Here is a 20,426-nt window from a genome sequence, read left to right as displayed (position 1 = left end):
CATCTTTAAAAACAATGAACCTTATAACCCCTCTCGTGTTTTTGCTATGGTTAGACAGTGATAAGTTAAAGAACTAAAGCTAATTTACTTCAAATTGATGATGGAATTGTAATAGTGCCATCACCTTTTAATTGTCAATCAAACCAACTTAGTTTGATTGTAAAAGCACTCTAATCTAAAGTTATAATTTTAGATTAAACTCTTAAAAGTGCTTTCAAAATCAAACTCATTTCAAGAGAAAAATCTCTTGAAAATTGGTTGTTTTTAAAATAGCTTTAAAAAGCTATTGCTTTTTTATTTTTTTGTCCTTTTTAAGTTATTTTTTATAAAAAGGCTAACTGGTGCGCCATAGCATGGACATTTCCTAAACTAGCGTTATTAAATGCCATTCCGGCTAAAAACTCTGCATATGCCATTTTTTCTCGTGCTTCAATATTTTCACCATTTGCAACTGCCGGACGCAGATATTTACTAATCAGCTCAATAGCTTTTATTGCCGCAGAATCTGTAATTGGGGTAGCGATTGTAGAAACATAAGCCTCTATTGCATGAGTTAAAGCATCCATTCCTGTTGCAGCAGTTAAATGAGCTGGCATGCTTATCATTAACTCTGGATCATTAAAAGAGACATTTGGAGTAACGTGCCAATCAACTATTGCCATTTTTACATGTCTATCAGTATCGGTAATGATAGTAAAACGAGTCATTTCGCTAGCTGTTCCAGCTGTAGTATTAACTGCAATAAATGGCGGCATTGGTTTTTTAGATTTATCTAAACCTTCATAATCTTTTATTGATCCGCCATTGGTTGCAATTAAACCTATTCCTTTTGCACAATCTATGGGACTTCCTCCTCCAAGTGCAACGATAATATTGCAATTCTCTTTTTTATATAGGTCTACACCGTCATGTACATTTTTAACTGTTGGATTTGGTTGAACATCAGAGTAAATGACGCTATCTATTCCACTATCTTTTAATAGTTTAACTATTGTTTCAGAGTTTCTTCTGCTTTTACCTGTTACAAGTAGAGCTTTTGTTCCACCCAAAGTTTTTGCCTGTTTACCTAATTCAGATAGACAACCGATTCCCATAAAGTTTTCTGTTGGCATAAAATAACCGTACATAAATAAATCCTTTCTTTAATATCACAATACATGTTAATTTTATCAGCTGTTTTATTAATTAAGCATAAAAATAATTTACTATAGTAATAAAAATAACTGAACAAAATAGGATTATGACATAATAATTGAGTATGTCATTTTTACAGCAAGCATATAAAGAATAATGGCAATTATCTTTTTGATCTGCTTTTGTGATAGTTTGAAGTGAAGTATATGGTTACCAACAGTTGCACCAACAATAGAGCCTAATGCACAAGCACCAAGCAGACTCCAGTCTATTTGTACAAAACTTGCATAGCTTAAAAAACTTGTGAATGCAGAGAATGGAATAACTGAACTTACAGCAACAGCTACTTTTTTAGGCTCAAACCCAAGTAGTATGAGTAGAGGCATAAGTATGTTTCCACCGCCTACACCCAAAAAACCTGCCAGTAAACCAACAGTAGAGCCAAGTAAACCTAAAACCCATGGTTTGTCATAACAAACTTTTGCCTCTTTTTTAAAAAATAGCATCATAGTTGCACTAAAGATAAGAAATATAATAAAAAAATATTTTACTACTATTGGGTTTGTAAAACGTGACAGTTGCGCTCCAATGGGTGCGAATATTAAGAGCGTAACGGCAAGAGGTAGAGTGACTTTTAGATCAACTGCTTTACGGCGAATGTTTAGTAGTGTTGATGTAACTGTTGTTGAAAAACCGCTAAAAAGACCCACTGCTTTGGCAAGAGTAAAATCTATGCCAAAAAAGTGTAAAATAGGAATGAGTGCAATACCCGACCCAGCTCCAGCCATCGAAAAAAGTACAGAAAGAATAAATGCGATTAAAACAAATAGGAAAAACTCCATAATAACCTCAATATTTAAATATATTATTGTTTTTTATTTAAATTTTTTTTCAAGAGGTTATAAATATCAAATGGAGTAATTCCCATATCATCGGCAATATTTTTAACTCTGCTATCTTTTGATGGCTCTATTGCACCGTTTTGTTTTAATATTTTTACTGCTTGATCTACACTCCAACCTTCATCTTTGCATAACTCTTTTAAGCTCTTTCTGCCAAATCCTCTTTTTATGGACATAGTTGAACTGTTTATTGTGAATCCCTGAATGATTTTGTAAATGTCATTTGGTGTTGTATGGTTATTTTTAGCAATTGTTTTAAGAGATTGATTCTCTTTAAAAATAATGTTATGCTCATTGAGTGCTTGTTTTGCTTTTTTTAGATCAATATTCATTTTTCTGCAAAATGTTGAGAGCTTTGTCTCTTCAGCATGACCATAAGGTGGCTCGCCATAATCTTTGATCCAGCTATCTTTTATTGACTCTTCAAATTCAAGATAGATTTTAAAAGGTTGTACCATATATAGAGTTCCTACTACAAATATAAAATTGATTAAAAATGCAATTAGAAACTCTTTTTTTGTAAAAGTGATCTCTCTTGCACTATTTTTAAGGTAACTCATCAAAGGTTTCCAGTTATAGTAGATATGCAGTGCAGCACTTAACATAAAGAGTATCATAGATGTAGTATGTAAGTCACCATATTGGTTTTTAGTTAACCCTAAAAAGTGCCAGTTACTCCAGTACGCAACTCTACCGTGAGGTGCAATGAAAAGCATAATTCCAGTGTATGTCATTATTAAAAATGAGATGGCCAGAGTCAATGAAGTTATTTTTTTTAGCATTGTTAAAACCTTTTTGTAAGTTATTGGCTATTTTAACTTTATAAAAATTTGATTATAATTAAAAATTATGAATTATAATTCATAATTTATTTATAAGAATATGTTCAATAAAATAATAGCATTATATTGCACATATGTTCATCTTGTCAAGCCTATTTTTATTGACATTTACTGAGAAAAGATGTACTATTCTTCATCTTTTTGAGTTATGTATACTATTTTAGTTGGTATATTCTATCTTTTATAAGTTTAGTTGAATATTAAAAAATATTTTAAAAATAAGTATAAATAAAGCAAACTTTAATAATTCAATTTCTTGTTTTTAAAGGTATTAAGATGAAAATTACTATTGCCAGTGGAAAAGGCGGTACAGGAAAGACAACACTTTCCACAAATCTATCTGCTTTTTTGGCTCAACGAAAAGAGAAGGTAGTTTTGGTTGATTTAGATGTTGAAGAGCCAAACTCAGCCCTCTTTTTAAATACTGCTTTAACCAGAGCAAAGATAGCTAAAAAGTCTGTTCCAAAATGGGAAAGTTCAGATTGTACTTTATGTGGAGAGTGTGCTGATGTTTGCCGTTTTAATGCAATAGTAGCACTGCCGGAAGAGATAATGGTATATCCACAGTTGTGTCATAGCTGTTATGCTTGCAGTGAGCTATGTCCTACCAACTCTTTACCAATGATGGAAGTGAGAATTGGTGAAATATGTGAGTTCAATACAAGTTACTTCAATTTGGTTGAAGGAAGGCTGGATTTAGGGCAGGAGATGGCAGTACCACTTATAGCTCAAACTATCGACTATGTTGATGAATCTTACCCTGACTATTTGAAACTTTTAGATGCACCTCCTGGTACAAGCTGTCCTGTAATTGAAGCGAGTAAAGATAGCGATTTTGTAATTTTGGTTACAGAGTCAACACCATTTGGTTTAAATGATTTGGAGTTAGCTGTAGAGACTATGAGAGTATTAAACCAAAAGTTTGGGGTTGTCATAAATCGTTACGGAATAGGTGACAATGGCGTAGAAGAGTACTGTAAAAAAGAGGGCATAGAGATCATAGCAAAGATCCATAACGATAAAGAGATCGCAAAGTGCTACTCAAAAGGTGAGATGATCTATACAAGAGTAGAGCATTTTAAGAGGTCGCTTGAAGAGATTGCAAACTTTATAGGAAGTTTAAAATGAGAGAGATAGTTGTTGTTTCGGGTAAAGGAGGAACAGGAAAGACCTCCATAAGTGCATCGTTTGCAGTTTTAGAAGGCTCTAATGCCATTATAAGCGATTGTGACGTAGATGCGGCAAATATGCACCTTCTTCTTGGTGCCGACTTTAAGACAAGTGAAGATTTTTATAGTGGTGAAACTGCTCTTATTGATGAGAAGAGTTGTACCAATTGTGGTGACTGCTTTGATGTGTGCCGATTTGATGCCATTAATGTTATTGATGAACAACATAGAGTTGATCCCATATCGTGTGAGGGGTGTTGGTACTGTAGTCGGATATGTCCAACCAAATCAATATCTATGATACCTCAAAAGGCTGGTCTTCTGTTTCGATCCAACATTAAGACAGGTACAAAAATGGTTCACGCCAAACTAGGATTTGGAGCAGAGAATTCGGGAAAACTTGTAGCAAAGGTAAAGCAGGAAGCGAAAATATTGGCATTAAAAGAGGATAAAGAGTATGTCATAACTGATGGTAGTCCAGGGATCGGGTGTCCTGTCATCTCATCTTTAAGTGGTGCAAATTTGGTGGTTTTAGTAACAGAGGCTACAGTTTCAGGACTACACGATCTAAAAAGAGTCTATAAACTGCTTAAAACTTTCAACTTAAAAGCGGTTTGCATCATTAATAAGTTCGATTTAAACAGTGAGATGAGTCAAGAGATTGAAGAGTTTTTGGAGAATGAAGGTGTAAAGGTGGTAGGGAAATTGCCATATGATGAGACTTTTACAAAAGCTATGGCAGTGGCAAAGCCGATTGTTGAGTTTGATCCTGATAGTGCTATTTCCAAGCAGTTAGAGAGTAGTTGGGTTGAGATCAAATCTATTTTAAAGGAGAGTCATTAAATGAAGGTTCTAATAGTATTTAACCATCAGCCATATGATGGTAGCGATGTGACGTGGAATGGGTTAAGATTGGCAAAGAGATTGAAAGAGAAGGGTTCTGAAGTAAAAATTTTTCTAATGAATGATAGTGTCGATTTGGCTAGAGAAGCTACAGTAAAACCAGATTTTTACGATACAGATTTAGTTGCAATGTTAAAAGAGTTGTATGAAAATGGTGTAGAGTTGAAAGTGTGCGGTACTTGTCAAGCAAGGTGTGGATTAAACAAAAATCAGCCATATTTTGATGAGAAGATCAAAGGTACAATGGATGAGTTGGCAAATTGGGTAGTTGAGTGTGACAAAGTTTTGACATTTTAACGGAGGATAGAGATGAAGATAGTTTTTACTGCAAAGGGTGATAGTTGGGATAGTCCAATGGATCCAAGATTTGGACGAATGGATACATTGCTTCTGTTTGATGAAGAGAAAGATGAGTTGAAGGCTTTTTCTAATAATACAGAGGGAATGGATCATGGTGCAGGATTGCAAACTGCTAAAAAGGTGATCGAGTTAAAGCCTGATGTTATCATTACCGGAAATGGTGCCGGAGAGAAAGCGTTGGAGATACTAAAAAAGTATGATTTAAAGATCTATATTGGAGCAGGTGATTTAAGTGTAAAAGAGGCTTATAAAGCGTATAAAAATGGAATATTAGAGAGACAACTTTAAAAGGAGGTGTTTATGCGAGTAGTTTATCCAACAGATGAGAATATGGGTTATCTTTCAAGAAGAGGTGCTCACTTTGGTAAGGCAAAGTTTTATACAATTATCATTTTGGAAGATGGTAAGATAGTTGATGTTGATGTTATAGAAAATCCAGGACACTCTAGTGGTGCCTGTGCTAATGCAGTTAGTAACATAATGGCACTAAACCCAGATGCGCTTGTAGTTTCAGGTATTGGAGGCTCACCTGCCGCTAAATTTGCAGAGGCTGGTCTTGATGTATATTATGATCCGGAGTCTCCAACAGTTGAGAAGAGTATAGAGAAACTTTTAAAGAATGAGTTGAAAAATATTTCAGGTCAAGGTACCTGCTCTGCACACTGAGTTATTTGATGAGAAAAAGATTTAACAAAATAGAAGTAGCTACCATATCTATAGCTCATATGGTGCATGATATATATACATCTTTTTTGGCGCCTATCTTACCGCTTTTGATAGAGAAGCTTGGTATATCTCTATCTATGGTGGCACTTTTGGATATTGCTAGAAAAATTCCTGCACTTTTTAACCCTTTCTTGGGGTTGTTGGCACAAAGAAAAGATGCAAGATATTTTGTTATTTTAACTCCAGCAGTAACTGCAATGGCTATGACTCTTTTGGGTCTGGCAGACTCTTATATTACTCTTTTTATATTGCTCTTTATTGCTGGTATAAGTACAGCTCTTTTTCATATACCTGCACCTGGAATAGTAAAGATTGCTTCAGGAGATAAGACAGGTTTTGGAATGAGCTGTTTTATGGCAGGGGGTGAACTTGCACGTACGCTTGGACCTCTTGTTGTTACCGCTGCTATTACTTTTTGGGGGTTGGAAGGCATTTGGAGGGTAATGCCTTTGGGGCTTGTTGCCTCATTAATACTATATTTTAGGCTAAAAAATTTTGGAGAAGATTACAAGGTAACCAAAACAAAAGAGAAGGGAGATGTAAAAAAGGTTCTATCTGAAACTTATCGCTTTTTTATTTTGATAGCAATGTTTATGATCTTTCAGTCATCTTTGAAAGTGGTTATGACTCTCTATCTCCCTCTATATTTGACAAATCAAGGGTTTGACCTTTGGTATGCAGGTATCTCTCTTTCAGTTTTACAATTTTTTGGAGTGATTGGAACTTTGGCTTCAGGGACTCTATCAGATAAAATAGGTCGTAAAAAGACACTCTTTGTTTCGGGTCTATTAGCTGTACTCTTTATGATTCTCTTTCTATACTCTAAGAGTACATTTTCAATGTTTCTTAGTTTGAGCTTGATAGGTCTATTTATTTTTGCAAGTGGACCTGTCTTGTTGGCATTAGTTCATGATCTAAAAACAGATATGCCAACTTTTTTAAATAGCATCTATATGACAATAAATTTTGGTGTGACATCATCAACTGTCTTTTTGATGGGGTTTATAGGTGATCACTATGGTTTGACTGCAACATATCAAACAGCAATAGGTTTGGCTCTTTGTGCTTTGCCATTAACCTTTTTTTTAGCAAGTGAGAAGAGAGCATTATAATTGATGAGGTTCAATGATGATACACTTTACAGAATATGAGATAGATAGGTTAATAGAAGAGGATTTACCATATTTTGATCTGACTACCGACTCTTTAGGGATTGGTAATATTGATGCAGTGATGACCTTTACTGCAAGAGAAGATTTGGTTGTCTCTTGCAGTGAAGAGGTTGCCCGTATATTAAGAAAAGTTGGTGTACATTATGTAGAGATGGTTTCCTCTGGAAAGAGTTTGAAAAGTGGTGAAGTTATAGTTAAAGCGGAAGGTAAAGCAGGATCTCTTCATAGAGCGTGGAAAGTGTGTCAAAATATTTTAGAGTATGCATGTGGTATTGCGACATATACCAACTTAATGGTAAAAGAGGCAGGTAGTGTACCTCTGTTTACTACGCGTAAATCACAGCCTGGATTTAAAAAAATAGCACTAAAGTCAGTAATGAGTGGTGGTGCTCATCCTCATAGACTTGGTTTGTCTGAAACGTTTTTGATCTTTAAAAATCATAGAAATTTATTGGATGAAAAGGTGCTTTTAAAAAGGATTAGAGAGTTACAAAAGAGTTCAATGGCTGAAAAACAGATAGCTGTTGAAGTCGACTCATTTGAAGATGCATTAACTTTTGCAAAAATTGGAGTACGTCTTTTTCAACTAGAAAAGTTTCCTGTAAAAACTCTTTTGAAAGTTGTATCTATTCTAAAAGAGAATTACCCTGATATTCGTCTATTTGCAACAGGTGGAATAAAACTTGAAAATGTTAAAGAGTATGCTACAGCAGGAGTTGATGGAGTAATTACAACTGCTCCATTCTATTATGCAAATCCTGCTGATATAAAGGTTAATATAGAGACTATTTAGTAATAAGTTTATAACTTACCATTTATAATTAATTATTAATCTTGTATTATTAATTTTTACATCTCTATTTTGAATAGGAAGCTCGATTGCTTTTTGATATATATGCTGAAGCCTAACTATAGTTTTTCCAAAAGTTTTTCCAATACCAATTGAAAATGTTTTTTCAAACTCCATTGCATGGTGTTGTATTTTAAAGCCATTATTCATAATAGCAAAAGCTCTTTTTCCAAAATAACTTGCCATTCCAAAATGCCAACTATTATAGTGTGAGTGAACTTTAAAACCATAGGTTAGATAGTTGCTTTTTGCATTTTGTGTAAAGGTATTGTTTTGTTTTTCTTTAATGTCTATATACTTGATATTTGAAGAGAGTTTTATATTTTCTATTTTAAATTTATAATCTATATTTAAATCACTTTGATAAGTATTAAAATCTTTATAGTCAACATAAAATTGTGTTAAATTTGTAGATAACTTTTTATTCGTTCTAAAGCTTAAACCAACTCCATAAGCCTTACCATTATCTGTAATGGCAATATTGTCATTAATATTAATATAGTTTATATTTGTAGATATTTTCTCACTAAATTTATAGCTATATTGCAAGAAAATCTTATCTACTTTTAAGTCTTTGTCAAGTGGTGGTTTTTTTGTATCTGTATTACCTTTTTCATAAGTAAACTTATACTCAGATGCTCCTATATGGATATCTGCTCCAATTCCAAATATAATACCATCATTTTTTTGTTTTGAGTTTTCAAATTTTATATTTTCAATATAAGAGTGCATACTAGAGTGTACTGTTTGAAACTCTATTGCATATACGTTTAGTATTAAGAATAAGAAATATATACTAGCTTTTTTCATAAAATAATATTCCTTTTACCAAAAATTATAATTCATAATAAATCTTAATTGATTATAGCCATTATTTAAATTCTTATCATTAATCATAGCATATGCTAATGTTACAGAAAAACGATTACTAATCTCATATTCAGAAATAAAGTCTGTTTCAGTAACATTATAAATTTCTTTATTTTTAGCTTGAAAACTACCATAAATAGTACTCAATTTGAAGTTTTTAAAGTTATATTCACATCCTATAATCCAGGCATCACCTTTTTCGCCAATAGCATCAATTGTCTGATCTTCCAAAGAGGTGAAAAATGGTCCTCCTCCAAAGCTTCCAATAGCTCCTGTTTTACCCAAATCTTTGTTATAAGCAAAAAGGAGTTGTAGCCCACTGTAATGAGTATGAAGAGTAATTCCATATGTAGATGATCCAATATCTCCAAGCAGCATACTTCCAATACCATTTGATCTATCATATTGTAGTCCAAGTGTAAATGTTGCTTGGTTTACTTTAAACTCTTTTACTATTTCAAGATAAATAATGTCATATAAATCTCTAAGATAGTAGTACCAAGCTTGAAAATTAAAATCTTCAATACCATTATAGACCGCAGAGAGCATATATAATCCATCGCTATTTTTGTCTGAACCAGCTACTTTTTCTATGTCTATAAATTTTGAAGAGTCTAATCCATTCTCCCAACCAGCCATTTTATCTACTTTTGCCACAGTTAGTTCTAAGTTTTTAAAATCACTATTTTTTATGACAAAAGCTTGAAAATAGTTAGGCATCATTCTTATATCATCTGAGTCTAGGTGTGGAGTATTTATCATCTGCCGTCCAAGTTTTATGGTGGTATTTTTAAATTTTCCATCAATAAAAGCTTGTGAGAGTGTTATGAAGCCATTACCTTGACTATCAAAAAAATCTCTGTTTGTATCATCTGAATTATAGAGAAGAGTTAAATCCTTTACAGCATAGCTTTCAAAACTAACTTTTACTCCATGCCATCTTTTAGAGCCTAAATGTAAATGACCTCCTATTGCAAATGATTTAGTATCATTAAGTGACTCATCAGCCATATTTAAATTTAAAAAGCCAAATCTTATTTGTGCCTTAGTATGTTCAAGAGGTTGTACATCACCAATATAATTACGAATAGTAGTAATGTCTATCTGTTCATTTACCATATCTGCAGCCAAGATTTTTGTAAGAGAAAGAGATATAGCAAAAAGAAAAATAAGCTTTTTCACAAAATTTCCTAAAATGATAATTAATATCATAATGTTGACATAGGAAATATATTATTTTACTTAAAAAAGTGTCAATTATACAGATTTGTTTTGTGATTGATATTTGAGTGGGTATAAGTGAGATATAAAGGTGGTGACCCCTAGGGGACTCGAACCCCTGTGACAAGGATGAAAACCTTGCATCCTGGACCGCTAGATGAAGGGGCCATCAACGGCTTTAGAGAGTAAGTTTATAAACAATTAACTTAAATTGCTATAAAATAGCTGCTTGCAATATTAAAATTGAAGCAAAAATGAAAAAAGGTGGTGACCCCTAGGGGACTCGAACCCCTGTGACAAGGATGAAAACCTTGCATCCTGGACCGCTAGATGAAGGGGCCATCAACGGCTTTGTGGATGGAATTATAGTAAATCTAACTTAAAATATTATAAAATTATAACTAAAAAAGGAAAAATATGCAATTTTTTTTAAAAATTATCTTTTTATCTCTCTTTTTTTTATTTAGCGGGTGTTCTAAAAACTACTATGAAGTACCAAAAGCTTCATTAATTGTTATTAAATCTCCTAAACTTAAGTATGCAGATATGGGGTTTATCTATAGAGGAAAAAGGCAAGTAAAAGCTCAAGTCTACTCTTCTGGTAAAGCAGTTTTTACATTGACTATTGGTAAACGAATATGTATAGACTCTAAGTGTATGAGTGAAGAGCAGTTTTATAGGAGTTATTTGAATGTAAAATATCCAAAAGGTACACTTGCAAATATATTTTTAAAAAAGCCAATCTTTAATAATGAGGATTTACATAAAGAGAGAGGTAAGTGGAAACAACAAATTTTTGATGAAGATAAATTTGATATAATCTACACCTTTGATTCGACATCAGCTCGATTTAAGGATAAAACAAACCATATATTGATCAAAATAGTGGAGAAGTAACATAATGCAAGATATTAATAAATTTGTTGGTGCTCATGTATCTGCCTCAGGTGGTGTTTACAATGCTCCTTTAAATGCCAAGGCAATAGGAGCTAAAGCATTTGCTCTTTTTACCAAAAATCAAAGACAGTGGAAAGCAAAACCTCTTGATGAGAAGACTATTGAGAAGTTTAAAACAAACTTGAAAGAGAGTGGCATAGAGCCAAAGCATGTATTGCCTCATGACAGTTATTTGATTAACTTGGGTCATCCTGAAGATGAAAAGCGACAGAAAAGTTTAGAAGCATTTATTGATGAAGTAAAACGTTGTGAACAATTAGGGTTAGATAAACTTAACTTTCATCCAGGAAGCCATTTAAAAAAGATTAGTGAAGAAGAGTGTCTTGATCGTATTGCTGAAGCTATGAATATTACATTGAATGAGACAGAAGGTGTTACTCTTGTATTAGAAAATACGGCAGGGCAAGGCAGTAATTTAGGCTATAAATTTGAGCATCTTGCATATCTAATAGATAAGTGTGAAGATAAATCTCGTGTAGGTGTATGTTTAGATACTTGTCATACCTTTACTGCAGGGTATGATTTGCGAACAAGAGAAGCTTATGAAAAAACTATGAACGAATTTGATACAATTGTTGGGTTTGAGTATCTTAGAGGCATGCATATAAATGACTCCAAACCGCCTTTAGGCAGTCGAGTGGATCGTCATCATTCGTTAGGTCAAGGCGAACTTGGCTGGGAACCATTTAAATTTATTATGAATGATCCGAGAATGGATGATATTCCATTAATTTTAGAAACTATAGACGAGTCTATCTGGGCCCAGGAGATCCAGGCCCTTTATGATTTAGTGGAAAAGTAGGATTATTTTATAATTGAATCATCTGAGATATTTACTTTTTCACCCTTGTATAAGATAAATGTTGCCATTTCAGATTGCATCTCTGTCATAACAGATGGAACATCAGGTGTAAGGAATGAACTATGTGTTCCATCTGTAAAGCGGGTTGCAGTATTGTTTGTTTCTAACGTTACAAGTGCAGGTATTGCATAGTCTGAAATATTTTTTGCTTCCATAAGTCCTAACAGAGGTTCTGTACCAGATAGTGGTGCGGTTTCAACACTGTTTGGAATAACTTGATCATTAATTACCTCAAATGAAAGCATTTTTTGGTTTGCTGCAGTCATTTCAGCATAGTTGATTGGGTCAGCATCATCAATGATTGTTTGTGTTGCTAACATAAATGAGTCATATTCAGGTGAACCTTTTGTTATGCCTTCTGCTGCAAGCCCAGCTTCAATTACAGGACCAAAGCGTGGAGAGTTGTTAAGAAGTTCTGCAATTCCTCCACCAGGGTTTGCCAATACAACAGTATCAAGTTTTCTATGAGTAAGAAATCCAAATGGAGCCATAGCTCCAAGAGAGTGACCTACAAAAGATACTTGTGAAGCATCAAACTTTACTCCAATGGCAGTTCCAAGAGCATTTTTTAAAGCTATAAAGTCAGATGTGCTTTGGCGCATATTGTCCCGAGCAGTCAAGAGGCTTTTGAGATTAATATAGTGTGTTCCTGAACAATCAGGTTTTCCATCTGGTTGAGCTGCTATTGTATTACATTCGCTATCTTGTGTAACATAGTCAACATCAAAAGTTCGTTCAATATTGCTCATATATAATTTACTGGTATTATCATCAATACCATGCAGTGGTAGGTCTATTGCAACAGCTGCATAGCAAATTTTTGCAAAGCTTTCAGAAATTGGCAATAGGTTAGTTCTGTTTTGTGTTATGCCATGTTGGAAAATTACAACTGGCCATCCGTTGTCTGGCTTTGTACAACCGGAAGCACTGTTTGGAACTGTCGCTAAGACTGGTATAGTTACATTAGCTTCAACTTTTGGTAGATTGTTTCCATTCTCAAACTCAAATGATTTATGAAGTGGAGCAGTTGGATCTGTTTCGGTTGGAATACCAAGATAGTAAGGAAGATTTGATAGAGTTCCGGCATAAACTTTTGCAATACCAGCCATAGACTCATTGACATCATAACCTGCCGCCATTAATATATCTTTAGATGTCAAATTTGTATCTTGAAGTCCAAGCACGGCTTGTGAATAGTTTTGATCTGCAAATGCCTGTGCAACATCTCCAATGGTTTGTGTTGTAAAGCTCCAAATAGATATGATATCAGAAGCAGAAATTCCTTCATCTTTGTTGGCAACTGCAAGCATCTGCTGGGTTAATTGTTGTAATCCTGCAAGTATTTTAAGTGTTGCAATATTGGTTTCAGGGTCACTGTCAAGAATAATGGCAGGGTTTCCTTCATTGTCAAACAGATGTGTATTGTTAATCAAAAGAGTTGTAGTGTAATCTGGTGCAATTGATTCACCTACATTGTTTTTGATCCCATTAGTCATAACAACCATATAGTGTGAGTGACTCTCAAGAGGTTTAAGAGGCAGTATGGCAATTTTCCCATTTGAATATGTTGCAACATAATCTTGCCCAAATTGTAATTCTGAAGTGATAGTTTCTACCATTGGAATAGGAGAAGTTGCATTTGAGTCAGTAGCTGCAACTTTGTATAGATGAATATTTCCAGGCAGTGTAGAACTATTTATATCACTACTTACACTAACAGTTATTGGTGCTGTAGTAGAAAAACCATCAAGAGTATTTAGAGCAGATTTAACTCCAGCGTCACTACTGTCTGGATCGAAAGGAATGTTAACAGTACCATCTGCAGGTTCTGTCTCTGTAGGAGCAAATAAGATGTCATTTGGATATGGAATATTTCCTCCTTTTGTATCTAAAATGATATATCCACCAACTGCTTGGGATGAGGTAAAGTTGTCTGATGTTCCGCCACATCCTGACAGTAGCATAGCAGTAACACTGCTTAAAAGTATATGCCAAGTTTTCATAATTAAAATCCTTCTTATTATTGAACTTTTTTGAAACATTTTATAATCTTAACTTTAAGTTAGAGATTAATTTAATTTTTTTTTATCCTAGATTAGATAGTATTGCTACAAAACCGCTCAAGGATGTGTTTATGAAATATACTGACTTTTTTGTCCGTACTGTTGTGACAAGTATGGCAACGGCAACAGTGTTAATGGCAAGTGCATACAAGATACCAGAGCAGTCTACACGTTCTATGGCACTTAGTGCAGCTTATGTTGCCGGTGCTGATTCAGCTGATGCAAGTTACTACAACCCTGCAAATATGAGTTGGATTGAAGGAGATAAACTTTTAGAAGCAGGACTAACTTATATTCATTTGCCAGAAGTTGAGTATAGAGGAAGTGTTGCAGGTGTGCCAGCAGACGATAATTCAAAAACTGAAGATTTTTTACTTCCATATTTTCATTATATAAGTCCTAAAGTGGGAAACTTTCGATTTGGTCTCTCTCTTGTTGAGCCTGGTGGTCTTTCCAAAAAGTGGGATGGTGCAGTTCAAAAGATGTATGCAGAGGAGTTTACTCTTAAGGTAGTTGAACTTAATCCTACTGTTTCATATGCTGTAACGCCTAAATTCAGTATAGGTGGTGGTTTACGTCTTATTTACAGTGATGGAAAAGTTAAGCTGTTTAATGAAGGTATGTATGCAGAAAATATGGAAGGTGATACAATTGAGTTTGGCTATAATTTGGCACTATCTTATAAACCAAAGCCGGAAACTACTCTTAGTTTAACGTATCGATCAAATGTAGATCTAAATCTTGAAGGAAGCTCTACTGGTTTTATAGCTGTAGGTTCAAACCCTCTTCCATACTACGATACTCCAGGAGGAGTCAGTGTGCCTCTTCCTGCAACATTGGCTTTAGCAGCTGCACATACTTTTGGAAAGACTTGTGTAGAATTGGTTTATGAGAGAACATATTGGTCAGAATATGAGAAACTTGATTTTCATTTTACCAATCCTGTAGTTGATGCTGTTTTTGGAACACCAATTGATAAAGATTGGTCAGATACCAATACCTTCCGTATAGGTATTACCCATAAACTAGATGAAAAGTGGACACTAATGGCAGGTTATGCATATGATGAGACACCAATACCTGAAAAGACTGTTAGCTTTGAATTGCCTGATTCAGATGCAAATATCTTCTCTATAGGGGCGATAATGCAGATAAATAAAGATTTAGAAGCCGGTTTTAGTTTACTTTATGACCATAAAGATGAGCGCACTATACATACACCTCCAAATGAAAAAGGAATTGAAGGTACTTTTAGTGAGGGTGGAGCAATCCTTACAAATATCTCTATAGGGTACAGGTTCTAAATGAATTATCCATACGAAAACTTCTATGAGATGCTCAGTTTCTCTGTATCTCGTAAGCCGGCTATCTTTATTGGTAACTATAAGTTGACATATGAAAGATTGCTTAAAAAGGTAGATACACTTGCCCGTTTTCTTGAGTTGAGTGACATAAAAAAGGGTGATCGAGTAGCCATTTTTATGCAAAATACCAAAGAGTTTGTAATTAGTCTCTTTGCTATTACTAAGATAGGGGCAGTTGCTGTTCCTATTAACACTTTTTTAAAAGAGGAAGAGGTTGCATATATTTTAAATGATTGTGATGCCAAGATGTTAATGGCATCAAGTCAGCTTAAAAAGGTTGTTGAACCACTTTGGGAAAAGACTCAGATTAAGCGAATTGTGTGGGAAGGCGATTATGAATCGCTGGACAATAAAAACATAGGTTTTAGTGAAATTTTTGAAATTTTAAAGAGTCATGAAACTGTAGAGCTTCCAAAGATAGATGAACTTGCTATCATTATATACACTTCAGGTACTACAGGTAACCCCAAAGGTGCAATGCTGAGTTATCGCAACATCTTTCACAACTGTCAGGCAATAGGTGAGCTTACAAAGTTTACACGAAAAGATCGTTTTATTGTTTATTTGCCTATGTTTCATGCTTTTACACTTACTGTAACGGTCATAATGCCTCTATATTATGGTGCATCTTTTGTGCTTATACGAAACATTATGCCTTTTAGCAATATTATTAAGCAGATTCTTTTGAAGCGTGTTACTATGTTTGTAGGTGTGCCTGATGTTTATAATGCTTTAAGTCGTGCAAAGCTTCCGTGGTATTTTATGTGGTTTCAAAAGGTACGTTACTTTGTTAGTGGTGCCGCACCTCTTAGTGAAGCTACGATTAATCGTTTTACATCAAAGTTTAAGCGTGCCAAACTGCTTGAAGGGTATGGTTTAAGTGAGTGTTCTCCTGTGGTTTCTGTAAATCCTCCGGCACTCCAAAAGCCTATGTCAGTAGGTCCTGCAATTCCTGGTGTGGAGATTAAGATAGTTGATGAGAATATGATGGAACTGCCTACAGGAGAGATTGGTGAGATTATTGTTAAGGGTGACAATGTAATGCAAGGCTACCTAAATAATCCAACAGCAACTGATGAGACAATTGTCAATGGTTGGCTTTTAACTGGAGATATGGGTTACCTTGATGAAGAAGGTTTTCTTTTTATTGTCGATCGTAAGAAAGATTTGATCATTTCAAAAGGGATAAACATTTACCCAAGGGAGATTGAAGAGATTATAAACAGTTTTGATGGTGTTGGTACTTCTGCTGTTGTTGGAATGCCAGATGAAAAGTCTGGAGAGGTTCCTGTTGCTTTCATAGAGCCTGCAGAAGATGCAGATGTAGATGTAAAAGCATTACGTAAATTTCTTAAAGAGAAACTTGCCAACTTCAAGCAACCGCGTGATATTCGTATTGTGGGCGAGCTTCCTAAAAATGCAACCGGAAAAGTTTTGAAGCGTAAGTTAAAAGAGCAGTTGAAAGAGCAATAAAAGGTAAAATATGAAAGAAAGAAAGTTTTTATTGGATCTTGAAAAGAAACTTTGGAAAAGTGCCGATAAGCTTAGGTCATCTCTTGATGCAGCGGTTTATAAGCATGTAGTTTTGGGATTAATATTTCTTAAATATGTATCAGACGCTTTTGAAGTAAGAAGAAAAGAGCTTGAAAAAGAGTTTAGAAACCCTGATAGTGAACTATATTTGGGAGATGATGAAGAGTTTATAAAAGAAGAACTTGAAGTAAGAGACTATTATACAGAAAAAAATGTTTTTTGGGTACCAGAAAGTGCAAGATGGCAATATATTCAAGAAAATATGAGGCTTTCAATTGGTGCTAAACTTCCTGATGGCAGAGAGTTTAAGAGTGCTGGCAAACTGATAGATGATGCCTTTGAATCAATAGAAAAAGAGAACCCAAAACTAAAAAGGGTGTTAAATAAAGATTATGCAAAACTCCAAATAGATGGGTCAAAACTTACTGACTTAGTTGATCTGATTTCAACTATTCCATTTGAATATGAGGGCTTTAAAGCAAAAGATATTTTAGGACATGTATATGAGTATTTTTTAGGTAAATTTGCTTTAGCTGAAGGAAAAGGCGGAGGACAATTTTATACTCCAAAATCGATAGTTAATCTCATAGTAGAAATAGTTGAACCTTTTAAAGGAAGGGTTTATGACCCAGCAATGGGAAGTGGAGGATTTTTTATAAGTAGCGAAAAATTTATTCAAACTCACGGAGGAAAAGTCGGAGATATTTCAATCTATGGACAAGAATCAAATCCAACTACTTGGAAATTAGCAATTATGAATATGGTAATAAGGGGGCTTGATTTTAATTTTGGAAAAGAGCCAGCCGATACCTTCACAAAAGACCAACATCTAGACTTAAGAGCTGATTTTATACTTGCAAATCCTCCATTTAACCAAAAAGAAGAGGATTGGTGGCATCCAAGCTTGGGAAATGATAAAAGATGGGTCTATGGTACACCTCCAAAAAATAATGCAAACTTTGCTTGGATGCAACATATGTTATATCACCTACCGCCAAAAAGTGGTGTAGTAGGGCTTGTACTTGCTAATGGAAGTCTTAGTTCAACGACTGGGGGAGAGGATAAAATAAGAGAAAAGATTGTAAAAGCTGATTTAGTTGAAGCAATTATTGCTCTTCCTGATAAACTCTTTTTTAATACTCAAATTCCAGCTTGCATATGGATACTCAATAAAAATAAGCCTCAAAAAAAGAGAACTCTTTTTATAGATGCAAGAGATTTTGGTGAAATGATAGATAGAAAACAAAGAACTTTAACTGATGAGGATATAAAAGAGATAGTAGATAGATTCAAAAGATTTAGAAGAGGTGAAGATGTAAGCAAGCTTGGGGTTTATAAAGTAGCTACAACCAAAGATATAGAAAAAGAGAATTTTATACTTACTCCTGGAAGATTTGTAGGAATTGTTGAAAGCGAAGAAGAACAAGTACCATTTAAAGAAAAGATGGAAGAGCTAACAGCTAAACTTTCTAATGAACTTGCTAAAAATAGAGAGCTTGAAGAGTTGTTGAGGCATAATTTAGCTGAACTTGGGTTTAAGCTGGAAAAATAAGATGGATAAGTTATTGGAATCTGAAACTAATAAAATAGAATATAAAAGTTTAAAAAAAGTATTTGGTAATAATTCAAATTTAAAAGATTTAGCAAAAACCTGTGTTTGTATGGCAAATGCTCAAGGAGGTTATTTAATAATTGGTATAGAAGATAAAGACAAATTACCTCCTTCTACTCAAACAATAGACCAAGAAGAGTTAAATAAAATTATAAAAACACTAAGAAGTTTTACTGATAGTGTTGGACTTGTTAATCCAGAAATCAAAAAGCATGATAATGGTGGTGAATATGCTATTATTCAAATATATCCATCATTAAAGACTATTGCTACAACAAGTGATGGTAGAGTATATATTAGAATTGGTGATGAGTGCGTTCCTGTAAAAGGTGAAGAACTTACAAGATTGGCTCATGAAAAAGGTGCTTTTCAATGGGAGTTAGTAACTACAAGATATACTATCAATGATGTACCACAAGAGAATATTATAAAATTCACAGATGATATTAGAAATTCAGATAGAGTAAGTGATTTTATAAAAGATAAAGAGAATTACGAAATATTAGAGCATTTTCATCTAATAGATAATGGAAAACTTACTAATCTTGGTATTTTATGGTTAGGTGATTATAAACAAAGAGGCAAATTAAATTATCCGCTTACTATTCAATATATTGTTTATAATGAATATGAAGAAAAAATTCGTAAAATTGAATGGAATCTTAATCAATATAACCCAAAAGAGTTACTGCTTGAAATAGAAAAAGAAGCAATAGAGCTAAATTATAGTTTTGAAATACCAAATGGACTTTTTAGAAAACAAGTTCGTCACTATAATAAAGCAGTAATTAGAGAACTTTTAATCAATGCTTTTGCTCATAAGTCATACACTATATCTGGTGATATTTTTATATCTGTATATAAAGATAGACTGGAAATCAAAAATCCTGGTGGTTTGCCTCTTGGAGTTACTAAAGATAATATTTTGCATCAAGTTCATAGAAGAAATCCAAAACTCATAGATACTTTCAAAGCACTCAATCTAATGGAAAGTGAAGGCAGTGGATATGACCTTATATATGAAAAATTAAGCCTTGATGGTAAAAGATTTCCTGATATTGAAAGCGATATAAACTATATGAAAGTAACAATCTATTCAAATATTGTAGATGAAGATGTTTTACAGATTTTAGATTTTTTGGCAAACCATTATCAACTTACCCAAAAAGAGATTATCGCATTAGGTGTTATTATAAGAGAGAAAAAGATATCGGGTTTTGACCTTGCAAGAATATTACAATTACAAGATGATGAAAGACTTAGAAATTGGGTTAGTGGGCTGACAAATAAAAATATTGTTTTAACAGAGGGTAGAACCAAAGGACTTATGTATATGCTTAATCCAAAAGTAATATCATCAATGGAGCATAACTTAAAACCAAGCCTAAAAACTATGGAAGAACACACACTAAGAGCTTTGATTAAAGAAGATTTGAAAGCTCATCCGAAAAGTAAGATTTCAGAAATACATCAAAGAATGGATGGTTTGGATATTAAATATTTAAGAAGAGTAGTTTATAAAATGTATGAAGAGGGTGAATTAGAAAGAGAGGGTGCAAATAAAAATATGGTATATTTTTTGGCAAATAAGAAATAAAATAAAAATAAAATAAAAAATAAATTTGAATAACTCTCGAATTTATGGGCTTTTTTTCTTTTTAATTTATTTTTTTGAAAAAAAGAAAAATATAAAAAGGAACAGGATGAACGGGTGGAAAGAGGTGAGATTGGGGGATGTGTGTGATTGTAAGAGGTGGAACTTCATTAATAAAAAGGAATATTAAAATGATGATAAAAGCCGTTTTATAAGAAACAACTTAAACGGCTGAAATTTTAAAAAAAAACATACCTTTTTGTTTCATTTTTAAAACACTTCAAAACTGCGA

General features: G+C 33.7%; 19 protein-coding genes and 2 tRNA genes. 13 read left to right on the top strand and 8 right to left on the bottom strand.

The window, feature by feature from the left end:
- Positions 1 to 323: 323 nt before the first annotated feature.
- From BM227_RS10510 to BM227_RS10500, 3 genes are all read right to left on the bottom strand, one after another.
- On the bottom strand, positions 324 to 1,127 hold the full coding sequence (locus BM227_RS10510) for an iron-containing alcohol dehydrogenase (RefSeq protein WP_092913708.1): 804 nt from the start codon (positions 1,125 to 1,127) through the stop codon (positions 324 to 326).
- A gap of 111 nt (positions 1,128 to 1,238) precedes the next feature.
- On the bottom strand, positions 1,239 to 1,976 hold the full coding sequence (locus BM227_RS10505; RefSeq protein WP_092913707.1) for a sulfite exporter TauE/SafE family protein: 738 nt from the start codon (positions 1,974 to 1,976) through the stop codon (positions 1,239 to 1,241).
- Between the two features lie 23 nt (positions 1,977 to 1,999).
- Positions 2,000 to 2,818, bottom strand: a complete 819-nt coding sequence (locus tag BM227_RS10500) for a DUF4405 domain-containing protein (RefSeq protein ID WP_092913705.1) — start codon at positions 2,816 to 2,818, stop codon at positions 2,000 to 2,002.
- Between the two features lie 336 nt (positions 2,819 to 3,154).
- On the opposite strand from BM227_RS10500, the gene BM227_RS10495 reads away from it, so the two are divergent.
- From BM227_RS10495 to modD, 7 genes are read left to right on the top strand one after another with little or no spacing between them, the layout of a single operon-like run.
- Positions 3,155 to 4,006, top strand: a complete 852-nt coding sequence (locus BM227_RS10495) for a nucleotide-binding protein (protein ID WP_092913704.1) — start codon at positions 3,155 to 3,157, stop codon at positions 4,004 to 4,006.
- The gene (locus BM227_RS10490; RefSeq protein ID WP_092913702.1) at positions 4,003 to 4,890 is read left to right on the top strand and encodes an ATP-binding protein; all 888 of its coding nucleotides are present in this window, start codon (positions 4,003 to 4,005) and stop codon (positions 4,888 to 4,890) included. The genes BM227_RS10495 and BM227_RS10490 overlap by 4 nt, the downstream gene beginning before the upstream one ends.
- Positions 4,891 to 5,247 carry a DsrE/DsrF/TusD sulfur relay family protein gene (locus tag BM227_RS10485; protein ID WP_092913700.1) on the top strand — a complete coding sequence of 119 codons (357 nt, stop codon included), beginning with the start codon at positions 4,891 to 4,893 and terminating at the stop codon, positions 5,245 to 5,247.
- Positions 5,248 to 5,259: 12 nt separating this feature from the next.
- Positions 5,260 to 5,598 carry a NifB/NifX family molybdenum-iron cluster-binding protein gene (locus tag BM227_RS10480; protein WP_092913699.1) on the top strand — a complete coding sequence of 113 codons (339 nt, stop codon included), beginning with the start codon at positions 5,260 to 5,262 and terminating at the stop codon, positions 5,596 to 5,598.
- A 12-nt stretch (positions 5,599 to 5,610) separates the two neighbouring features.
- Entirely contained in the window at positions 5,611 to 5,976 is a 366-nt protein-coding gene (locus tag BM227_RS10475; RefSeq protein WP_092913697.1) for a NifB/NifX family molybdenum-iron cluster-binding protein, read from the top strand.
- Between the two features lie 8 nt (positions 5,977 to 5,984).
- Complete coding sequence (locus BM227_RS10470) at positions 5,985 to 7,148, top strand: MFS transporter (protein WP_092913695.1); 1,164 nt, start codon at positions 5,985 to 5,987, stop codon at positions 7,146 to 7,148.
- A 16-nt stretch (positions 7,149 to 7,164) separates the two neighbouring features.
- A complete protein-coding gene (gene modD, locus BM227_RS10465; protein WP_177202044.1) occupies positions 7,165 to 8,001 on the top strand; it encodes a ModD protein in 837 nt (278 codons plus the stop codon).
- A 15-nt stretch (positions 8,002 to 8,016) separates the two neighbouring features.
- Here the strand turns inward: modD and BM227_RS10460 are convergent, their stop codons facing one another.
- The 4 genes from BM227_RS10460 to BM227_RS10445 all read right to left on the bottom strand — a co-directional run bounded on the left by BM227_RS10460 (position 8,017) and on the right by BM227_RS10445 (position 10,490).
- Positions 8,017 to 8,868, bottom strand: a complete 852-nt coding sequence (locus BM227_RS10460) for a hypothetical protein (RefSeq protein ID WP_092913692.1) — start codon at positions 8,866 to 8,868, stop codon at positions 8,017 to 8,019.
- A 15-nt stretch (positions 8,869 to 8,883) separates the two neighbouring features.
- The gene (locus tag BM227_RS10455) at positions 8,884 to 10,110 is read right to left on the bottom strand and encodes an OprD family outer membrane porin (RefSeq protein WP_177202043.1); all 1,227 of its coding nucleotides are present in this window, start codon (positions 10,108 to 10,110) and stop codon (positions 8,884 to 8,886) included.
- 131 nt (positions 10,111 to 10,241) lie between these two features.
- Positions 10,242 to 10,317, bottom strand: a tRNA-Glu gene (locus BM227_RS10450).
- A 97-nt stretch (positions 10,318 to 10,414) separates the two neighbouring features.
- A tRNA-Glu gene (locus BM227_RS10445) sits at positions 10,415 to 10,490 on the bottom strand.
- 76 nt (positions 10,491 to 10,566) lie between these two features.
- Here BM227_RS10445 and BM227_RS10440 point away from each other — a divergent pair.
- Both BM227_RS10440 and nfo read left to right on the top strand, forming a co-directional pair.
- Positions 10,567 to 11,046, top strand: coding sequence for a hypothetical protein (locus BM227_RS10440; RefSeq protein ID WP_092913688.1), 480 nt, complete (start codon positions 10,567 to 10,569; stop codon positions 11,044 to 11,046).
- 4 nt (positions 11,047 to 11,050) lie between these two features.
- Positions 11,051 to 11,908, top strand: a complete 858-nt coding sequence (gene nfo, locus BM227_RS10435) for a deoxyribonuclease IV (RefSeq protein WP_092913686.1) — start codon at positions 11,051 to 11,053, stop codon at positions 11,906 to 11,908.
- A 2-nt stretch (positions 11,909 to 11,910) separates the two neighbouring features.
- On the opposite strand, the gene BM227_RS10430 is transcribed toward nfo, so the two are convergent.
- Positions 11,911 to 13,971 carry a hypothetical protein gene (locus BM227_RS10430; protein WP_177202042.1) on the bottom strand — a complete coding sequence of 687 codons (2,061 nt, stop codon included), beginning with the start codon at positions 13,969 to 13,971 and terminating at the stop codon, positions 11,911 to 11,913.
- 131 nt (positions 13,972 to 14,102) lie between these two features.
- Here BM227_RS10430 and BM227_RS10425 point away from each other — a divergent pair, with 131 nt between their 5' ends.
- From BM227_RS10425 to BM227_RS10410, 4 genes are read left to right on the top strand one after another with little or no spacing between them, the layout of a single operon-like run.
- The gene (locus BM227_RS10425) at positions 14,103 to 15,335 is read left to right on the top strand and encodes an OmpP1/FadL family transporter (RefSeq protein ID WP_092913682.1); all 1,233 of its coding nucleotides are present in this window, start codon (positions 14,103 to 14,105) and stop codon (positions 15,333 to 15,335) included.
- Complete coding sequence (locus BM227_RS10420; RefSeq protein ID WP_092913680.1) at positions 15,336 to 16,868, top strand: fatty acid--CoA ligase; 1,533 nt, start codon at positions 15,336 to 15,338, stop codon at positions 16,866 to 16,868.
- 10 nt (positions 16,869 to 16,878) lie between these two features.
- Positions 16,879 to 18,480: a type I restriction-modification system subunit M gene (locus BM227_RS10415; RefSeq protein ID WP_092913677.1), complete on the top strand. Its 1,602-nt coding sequence runs from the start codon at positions 16,879 to 16,881 to the stop codon at positions 18,478 to 18,480.
- 1 nt (position 18,481) lies between these two features.
- Positions 18,482 to 20,137: an ATP-binding protein gene (locus tag BM227_RS10410; protein WP_092913675.1), complete on the top strand. Its 1,656-nt coding sequence runs from the start codon at positions 18,482 to 18,484 to the stop codon at positions 20,135 to 20,137.
- Positions 20,138 to 20,426: the final 289 nt, after the last annotated feature.

This window comes from Hydrogenimonas thermophila (genome assembly GCF_900115615.1).
Classification (GTDB): Bacteria; Campylobacterota; Campylobacteria; order Campylobacterales; family Hydrogenimonadaceae; genus Hydrogenimonas; species Hydrogenimonas thermophila.
The sequence above is the reverse complement of the archived record's forward strand: the minus strand, read 5'-3'. Positions and strand labels throughout refer to the sequence as shown.